Here is a 7,287-nt window from a genome sequence, read left to right as displayed (position 1 = left end):
CCACTGGAGTGAGTACCCCCCATGCCCGACAACGAGTACGACTATGACTACGTCGTCATCGGCGGCGGCACCGCAGGATCCGTCATCGCCTCCCGCCTCACCGAGAACCCCGACGTCACCGTCGCCGTCATCGAAGGCGGCCCCAGCGATGTCGGCCGCGAGGACGTACTGACCCTGCGCCGCTGGATGGGCCTCCTCGGCGGTGAGCTGGACTACGACTACCCGACCACCGAGCAGCCGCGCGGCAACTCCCACATCCGGCACAGCCGCGCCCGCGTCCTCGGCGGCTGCTCCTCGCACAACACCCTCATCGCCTTCAAGCCGCTGCCGTCCGACTGGGACGAGTGGGAGGCGGCCGGCGCGAAGGGCTGGGGCGCGATCTCGATGGAGGCGTACTACGCCCGCCTCCTCAACAACATCGTCCCCGTCGACGAGAAGGACCGGAACGCCATCGCCCGCGACTTCGTCGACGCGGCCCAGGAGGCGCTCGGCGTCCCGCGCGTCGAGGGCTTCAACAAGGCGCCCTTCACAGACGGCGTCGGCTTCTTCGACCTCGCCTACCACCCCGAGAACAACAAGCGGTCCAGCGCGTCCGTCGCGTATCTCCACCCGGTGATGGACGAGCGCCCCAACCTCACCCTTTTCCTTGAGACTTGGGCCCACCGCCTGGAGCTGAACGGCACCCGCGCGGAAGGCGTCCACGTCCGTACCGAGGACGGCGAGGAACTCCTCGTCCGCGCCCGCCGCGAGGTCGTCCTGTGCGCCGGCGCCGTCGACTCCCCGCGGCTGCTCCTGCACTCGGGCATCGGCCCCCGCAAGGACCTCGAAGCGCTCGGCATCCCCGTCGCCGTCGACCTCCCGGGCGTCGGCGAGAACCTCCTCGACCACCCCGAGTCGGTGATCGTCTGGGAGACCAACGGACCGATCCCGGAGAACTCCGCGATGGACTCCGACGCGGGCCTGTTCGTGCGGCGCGACCCCCGACACCCGGGCCCCGACCTGATGTTCCACTTCTACCAGGTCCCCTTCACGGACAACCCCGAGCGCCTCGGCTACGAACGCCCCGAGTTCGGCGTCTCCATGACCCCGAACATCCCCAAGCCGAAGAGCCGCGGCCGCCTGTACCTGGAGAGCGCCGACCCGGCCGTCAAACCCGCCCTGGACTTCCGGTACTTCACCGACGAGGACGACTACGACGGCCGCACCCTCGTCGACGGCATCCGCATCGCCCGCGAGATCGCGAAGACCGAACCACTCGCCGGCTGGCTGAAGCGGGAGGTGTGCCCCGGCCCGGAGATCCTCGGCGACGCCGAACTCAGCGAGTACGCCCGCAAGGTCGCCCACACCGTCTACCACCCGGCCGGCACCTGCCGCATGGGCGCCGACACCGACGAACTGGCCGTGGTCGACCCCGAGTTGAGGGTCCGCGGCCTGGACGGCCTCCGCATCGCCGATGCCTCCGTCTTCCCGACCATGCCCGCCGTGAACCCGATGATCGGGGTGCTCATGGTCGGCGAGAGGGCTGTCGACCTGATCGGAGGTGGTGCGTGATGAGTACCCTCAGCACGCCCAACGGCCTTGGCGAGCCCGGCAGTTCCGCGACCGCGAGCATGAGCACGGGTACCTCCGGTGACCCCGTGTTCTCGGTGGACGGCCTCTGGAAGGTCTTCGGCCCGAAGGCCGACCAGGTCCCCGCCGACCCCGAGCTCACCGCTCTCGACGCCGCCGACCTGCGCACCCGCACCGGCTGCACCGCCGCCGTCCGCGACGTCTCCTTCGACGTCCGCAAGGGCGAGGTCTTCGTGGTGATGGGCCTGTCCGGCTCCGGCAAGTCCACCCTGGTCCGCTGCCTCACCCGCCTCATCGAACCCACCGCGGGCACCATCGCCATCGACGGCGAGGACGTCCGCGCCATGGACAGGTCCCGGCTGCGCGAACTCCGCCGCCACCGCGCCGCGATGGTCTTCCAGCACTTCGGCCTCCTCCCGCACCGCACGGTCCTCGACAACGTCGCCTACGGCCTGGAGATCCAGGGCGTCGGCAAGGCCGAGCGCCGCCGCCGGGCCGCCGAGGTCGTCACCAAGGTCGGCCTGGAAGGCATGGAGCAGCGCCGCCCCGGCCAGCTCTCCGGCGGCCAGCGCCAACGCGTCGGCCTCGCCCGGGCACTGGCGGTCGACCCCGAAGTCCTCCTGTTCGACGAGCCGTTCAGCGCGCTCGACCCCCTGATCCGGCGCGACATGCAGGAGGAGGTCGTCCGGCTGCACCGCGAGGAGGGCCGCACGATGGTCTTCATCACCCACGACCTGAACGAGGCGCTGAAACTCGGCGACCGCATCGCCCTGATGCGCGACGGCCGCATCGTCCAGCTCGGCACCCCCGAGGAGATCGTCGGCTCACCCGCCGACGACTACGTCCGCGAGTTCGTACGCGACGTACCGCGCGCGGACGTCATGACCGTCCGTACGGCGATGCGCCCAGGAGACTGCGGAGGTCAGGAGCACCCCGGCGCGCTCGCGGCCGACGCGGTCGTCGCCGAGGCGATCAAGGTCGTGTCCCGCAGCGGAAAGCCCGCCTGCGTCGTCGAGGACGGCCGCTGTCTGGGCGTGGTCGACCACGCACGGCTGCTGGACGTCGTGGCGGGGGCGGAGCTCGCCGATACCGGCAGGGAGGCGGTCTGATGGCCACGGTCACCGCACCCGCCCCGCGCCTCGCCCTCCCCGGCGTCTTCCGGCACCGGGCCGCGCACAAGCTCCTGCTGCTCGCGCTCGCCGCGGCGGTCCTCGTACCGCTCGCCAACGCCCGCTGGGCCAGCGGGAGTTGGCCGCACGCCCTCACCGTCGACCTGTCCGGTCCGCTGGGCCGGGCCAACGACTGGATCATCGACAACCGCGACAGCTCCCCGCTGTTCCTCTACTTCTTCGGCTACATCAGCAACGCCGTCGTCCTCTCCGTACGCGCCGTCTACCTGGTGCTGCTCGCCGCGGGCTGGGCGGGCGTCACCGCGTTCGGCGCCCTCGTCGCCTGGCGGGTGGCGGGCGTACGGCTAGCGATCGGGACGGGCGTCGCCTTCCTCGCCTGCGGACTGCTCGGCATGTGGGTACCGACCATGCAGACCCTCGCGCTCATGGTGGTCGCGGTGCTCACCTCGGTCGTCGTGGGCTTGCTGCTCGGCCTGGCCGGCGGCCTCTCCGAGCGGACGGACCGCGCGCTGCGCCCGGTCCTGGACACCATGCAGGTGCTCCCGGCCTTCGCCTACCTCCTCCCCGTCGTCCTCGTCTTCGGCATCGGCGTCCCCGCAGCGGTCCTCGCCACCGTGGTCTACGCCGCCCCGCCCATGGCCCGCCTCACCGCGCTCGGCCTGCGCAACGCCGACCCGGAGGTCCTGGAAGCCGTCGAGTCCCTGGGCGCCACCGGACGCCAACGCCTGCTGACCGCACGGCTCCCGCTGGCCCGGAAGCAACTCCTCCTCGGCCTCAACCAGACGATCATGATGGCCCTCTCCATGGCCGTCATCGCCTCCGTCATCGGCGCCGGAGGCCTCGGCGACCGCGTCTACCAGGCCCTCGCCTCCGTGGACGTCGGCGCCGCCCTGGCCGCCGGTATCCCGATCGTGCTCCTGGCCGTCGTACTCGACCGCGTCACCGCGGCCGCGGGCGAACAGACCGAGCAGACCGACAAGTCCGCGGGGGAGCCGGGGTCGGGCCTCCGCCCGTGGCTGTACGCCCTCGGCGCCACCGTCGCCGTGGCGGTCGCCGCCCGTCTCGCCGGCGCCCTGGACTGGCCCTCCGGCTGGACCCTGGACATCGCCGAACCGGTGAACCGCGTCGTCGACTGGATGACCGCCCACCTCTACTCCGGCGTCCCCTACCTCGGCGGCACCGCCGACTGGGCAGGCCACTTCACCACCTGGGTCCTGGACCCCGTACGCGAAGGACTTCAGTGGCTGCCCTGGTGGTCGGTGCTGCTGATCGTCGCCGCCCTCGCCTGGGTGATCGGCACCTGGCGCACCGCGCTCACCGCCGTCCTCGCCATGGCCGCGATCGGCGTGCTCGGGGTGTGGAAGCCGTCGCTCGACACGCTGTCGCAGGTGCTCGCCGCCGTGGCCGTCACCCTCGTCCTCGGCTTCGCGACCGGCATCGCCGCCGCCCGCAGCGACCGCTTCGAACGCGCCCTGCGCCCCGTCCTCGACGTCTGCCAGACGATGCCGCAGTTCGTGTACCTGATCCCCGTCGTCGCCCTCTTCGGCGTCGGCCGCGCCCCCGCTGTCGCGGCGGCCGTCGTCTACGCCCTCCCCGCAGTCGTCCGCATCACCACACAGGGCCTGCGCCAGGTCGACCCAGCCGCCCTGGAGTCGGCCCGCTCGCTCGGCGCGACCAGCGCCCAGCAGCTACGGCAGATCCAACTCCCGCTCGCCCGCCCGGCGTTGCTCCTCGCCGTCAACCAGGGCGTGGTCCTCGTCCTCGCCGTCGTCATCATCGGCGGCCTGGTCGGCGGCGGCGCCCTCGGCTACGACGCGGTGTTCGGCCTCGCCCAGGGCGACCTGGCGACCGGACTGGTGGCCGGCGCCGCGATCGTCTGCCTCGGCCTGATGCTCGACCGGGTGACCCAGCCGACGGAACGCCGCACGAAGAAGGGAGCGTGACATGCGCGTTCGTACGCTTTATTCCGTGGCCGCGGTGACGTCCCTCGCCCTGCTCTCGGGCTGTGGCGCCGCCGACATGACCAAGCAGGCCTCGCCCTTCGCCAACGCGCAGGGCGCCAAGACCGTGACCCTCTCCGTCCAGTCCTGGGTGGGCGCGCAGGCCAACGTGGCTGTCGCGCAGTACCTGCTGGAGCACAAGCTCGGCTACCGCGTCGACACCGTCCAGGTCGACGAGGTCCCCGCGTGGGACGCGCTCAGCCAGGGCCGGGTCGACGCGATCCTGGAGGACTGGGGCCACCCCGACCAGGAGAAGCGCTACGTCGACGACAAGAAGACGATCACGCGCGCGGGCGGCCTCGGGGTGACCGGGCACATCGGCTGGTACGTCCCGACCTACCTGGTCAAGCAGCACCCGGACATCACCGACTGGAAGAACCTCAACAAGTACTCCTCGCTGTTCCGCACCGCCGAGAGCGGCAGCAAAGGCCAGTTGATGGACGGCTCGCCCTCCTACGTCACCAACGACAAGGCCCTGGTGACGAACCTGAAGCTCAACTACCAGGTGGTGTTCGCCGGTTCGGAGGCCGCGCAGATCACCCAGATGAAGCAGTTCGCCAAGGAGAAGAAGCCCTTCCTCACCTACTGGTACGCCCCCCAGTGGCTCTTCAAGAAGGTCCCGATGACCGAGGTCGAACTCCCCGCCTACAAGGAGGGGTGCGACACCGACGCGGCCAAGGTCGCCTGCGCCTACCCCCACACCCCGCTGCAGAAGTACCTCAACACGGACTTCGCCCGGCGCGGCGGCAAGGCGGCGGCCTTCCTGAAGAAGTTCAAGTGGACGACCGAGGACCAGAACGAGGTCTCCCTGATGATCGCCGACCAGAAGCTGTCCCCGGCCGACGCCGCGAAGAAGTGGGTGGACAGCCACCCCTCCACCTGGAAGGCCTGGCTGTCCTGACCCCGCTCACCGCTTCAGCTCTACGGCCCTCTCCTTGAGCGCGAGTGCCGCCCAGCGCTGGAGCCCCGGCCCGAACGTGACGCGCGTGGCCCCGAGTTCACCGAGTGCGGTGGGCGAGGGGCCCTCGCCGTCGAGCCGCGCGACCACGTTGACCGGCCCCTGGATACCGGACCGCAGCAACGGCAGCACATCCGCCGGAGCCATGATCGGATAGACACAGTCGGCACCCGCCGCGACGTACAACGCGGCCCGCTCGATGGCCCGTTCGGGGTTCCCGTCACCGTGCAGGAAGGTGTCGACCCGCGCGTTGACGAACAACCGCTCCGCCGCCACCGCACGCACCTCGGCCAGCCAGTCCGCATGCCGCCGCGGGTCCTTGAGCACACCCCCGTCGGAGTCCTCAAGGTTGCACCCCACCACCCCCGCCTCCAGCAACCGCTCCACCAGCTCCTTCGGCGCGAGCCCGTACCCGCCCTCGACATCCGCCGACACCGGCACGTCCACGGCCCGCACGATCCGCGCGACCGCCGCGAACATCTCGTCCGCCGGCGTCGCCCCGTCCTCGTACCCGAGCGATGCGGCGACCCCGGCACTGGGCGTGGCGAGCGCCGCGAACCCGGCCTCCACGAACACCCGCGCACTCACCGCGTCCCAGGGCCCGGGCAGTACCAGCGGATCACCGGGCAGCCGCCGCCGATGCAGACTCCGGAACAGCTCGACCTTGCTCACGGCCGACACCCCCGGACCTCGCGGCCCAACACCCGTGCAGGCGACGTCACTTGAACTGTCCCGCCTTGTAGTGCCCCGGCACCATGCGCGTGCTCACCCCGAACCGGTTCCACGCGTTGATCACCGTGATCGCGGCGATCAGCTGCGCCAGCTCGGCCTCCTCGAACTGCTCGGCCGCCCGCGCGTACACCTCGTCCGGCACGAAGCCGTCCGTGATCACGGTGACCGCCTCGGTCAGCTCGATCGCCGCCAGCTCCTTCTCGGTGTAGAAGTGCCGCGACTCCTCCCACGCGCCGAGCTGAATGATCCGCTCCACACTCTCGCCCGCCGCGAGTGCGTCCTTGGTGTGCATGTCGAGGCAGTACGCGCAGTGGTTGAGCTGCGAGGTGCGGATCTTCACCAGTTCCAGCAGCTTCGGGTCGAGGCCCCGCCGGGCGGCGATGTCGAGACGGACCATCGCCTTGTAGACCTCGGGCGCGTGCTCGGCCCAGTTCAGGCGGGGGCTGTGCTCGTGGGCGTAAGGAGTTTCCTGTGCTGTGGTCATGTCTCGACTCTAGAAGCCAGGCAGCCCAGGAGTATGGTCCATTTCCATGGCGAAATCTTGGGCCACTTACGGCGTCGACCTGCATGTCGAACCGACCGCCACCAGCACCGGCGTCCGCCGCGGCCTCACGGACGCCCTGCGCGACGCAGTCCGCACCGGCCGCCTCGCCCCGGGCACCCGGCTGCCCTCCTCCCGCTCCCTCGCCACCGACCTGGGCATCGCCCGCAACACGGTCGCCGACGCCTACGCCGACCTCGTCGCCGAGGGCTGGCTCACCGCCCGCCAGGGTTCCGGCACCCGCGTCGCCGAACGCGCCGTCGTCCCGCCCACGGACACGACCCCACCCCGCCGCCTCCGCAACAGCCCCACCTACGACCTCGTCCCCGGCACCCCCGACCTCGCCGCCTTCCCCCG

The 7,287-nt window shown here is 71.1% G+C and carries 7 protein-coding genes; 5 read left to right on the top strand and 2 right to left on the bottom strand.

Annotated elements, in window-relative coordinates; genetic code table 11:
* Positions 1 to 21: 21 nt before the first annotated feature.
* The 4 genes from AC31A1_RS42780 to AC31A1_RS42765 are packed head-to-tail and all read left to right on the top strand — an operon-like array spanning position 22 to position 5,600.
* On the top strand, positions 22 to 1,551 hold the full coding sequence (locus tag AC31A1_RS42780) for a GMC family oxidoreductase (protein ID WP_489658479.1): 1,530 nt from the start codon (positions 22 to 24) through the stop codon (positions 1,549 to 1,551).
* A 59-nt stretch (positions 1,552 to 1,610) separates the two neighbouring features.
* Positions 1,611 to 2,678, top strand: a complete 1,068-nt coding sequence (locus AC31A1_RS42775; protein ID WP_489658480.1) for a quaternary amine ABC transporter ATP-binding protein — start codon at positions 1,611 to 1,613, stop codon at positions 2,676 to 2,678.
* The gene (locus AC31A1_RS42770) at positions 2,678 to 4,642 is read left to right on the top strand and encodes an ABC transporter permease (protein WP_489658478.1); all 1,965 of its coding nucleotides are present in this window, start codon (positions 2,678 to 2,680) and stop codon (positions 4,640 to 4,642) included. Before AC31A1_RS42775 ends, AC31A1_RS42770 begins: the two co-directional genes overlap by 1 nt.
* 1 nt (position 4,643) lies before the next feature.
* Positions 4,644 to 5,600, top strand: coding sequence for an ABC transporter substrate-binding protein (locus AC31A1_RS42765; RefSeq protein WP_489658477.1), 957 nt, complete (start codon positions 4,644 to 4,646; stop codon positions 5,598 to 5,600).
* A 6-nt stretch (positions 5,601 to 5,606) separates the two neighbouring features.
* Here AC31A1_RS42765 and AC31A1_RS42760 read toward each other — a convergent pair whose 3' ends face one another.
* Both AC31A1_RS42760 and AC31A1_RS42755 read right to left on the bottom strand, forming a co-directional pair.
* Complete coding sequence (locus AC31A1_RS42760) at positions 5,607 to 6,329, bottom strand: isocitrate lyase/PEP mutase family protein (RefSeq protein ID WP_489658476.1); 723 nt, start codon at positions 6,327 to 6,329, stop codon at positions 5,607 to 5,609.
* 46 nt (positions 6,330 to 6,375) lie between these two features.
* Positions 6,376 to 6,873 carry a carboxymuconolactone decarboxylase family protein gene (locus tag AC31A1_RS42755; RefSeq protein WP_318018336.1) on the bottom strand — a complete coding sequence of 166 codons (498 nt, stop codon included), beginning with the start codon at positions 6,871 to 6,873 and terminating at the stop codon, positions 6,376 to 6,378.
* A 46-nt stretch (positions 6,874 to 6,919) separates the two neighbouring features.
* On the opposite strand from AC31A1_RS42755, the gene AC31A1_RS42750 reads away from it, so the two are divergent.
* A partial coding sequence (locus AC31A1_RS42750; RefSeq protein ID WP_489658475.1) for a GntR family transcriptional regulator occupies positions 6,920 to 7,287 on the top strand: 368 nt, incomplete at its 3' end.

It is taken from the genome of Streptomyces sp. P5F9 (genome assembly GCF_057961495.1).
This window is presented reverse-complemented; position numbering and strand designations above follow the sequence as displayed.

Excerpts from the sequence above, each read along its gene's own strand:
- AC31A1_RS42775 (WP_489658480.1), top strand. The coding sequence starts at position 1,611 with ATGAGCACGGGTACCTCCGGTGACCCCGTGTTCTCGGTGGACGGCCTC.
- AC31A1_RS42755 (WP_318018336.1), bottom strand. The coding sequence starts at position 6,873 with ATGACCACAGCACAGGAAACTCCTTACGCCCACGAGCACAGCCCCCGC.
- AC31A1_RS42765 (WP_489658477.1), top strand. The coding sequence starts at position 4,644 with ATGCGCGTTCGTACGCTTTATTCCGTGGCCGCGGTGACGTCCCTCGCC.
- AC31A1_RS42780 (WP_489658479.1), top strand. The coding sequence starts at position 22 with ATGCCCGACAACGAGTACGACTATGACTACGTCGTCATCGGCGGCGGC.
- AC31A1_RS42770 (WP_489658478.1), top strand. The coding sequence starts at position 2,678 with ATGGCCACGGTCACCGCACCCGCCCCGCGCCTCGCCCTCCCCGGCGTC.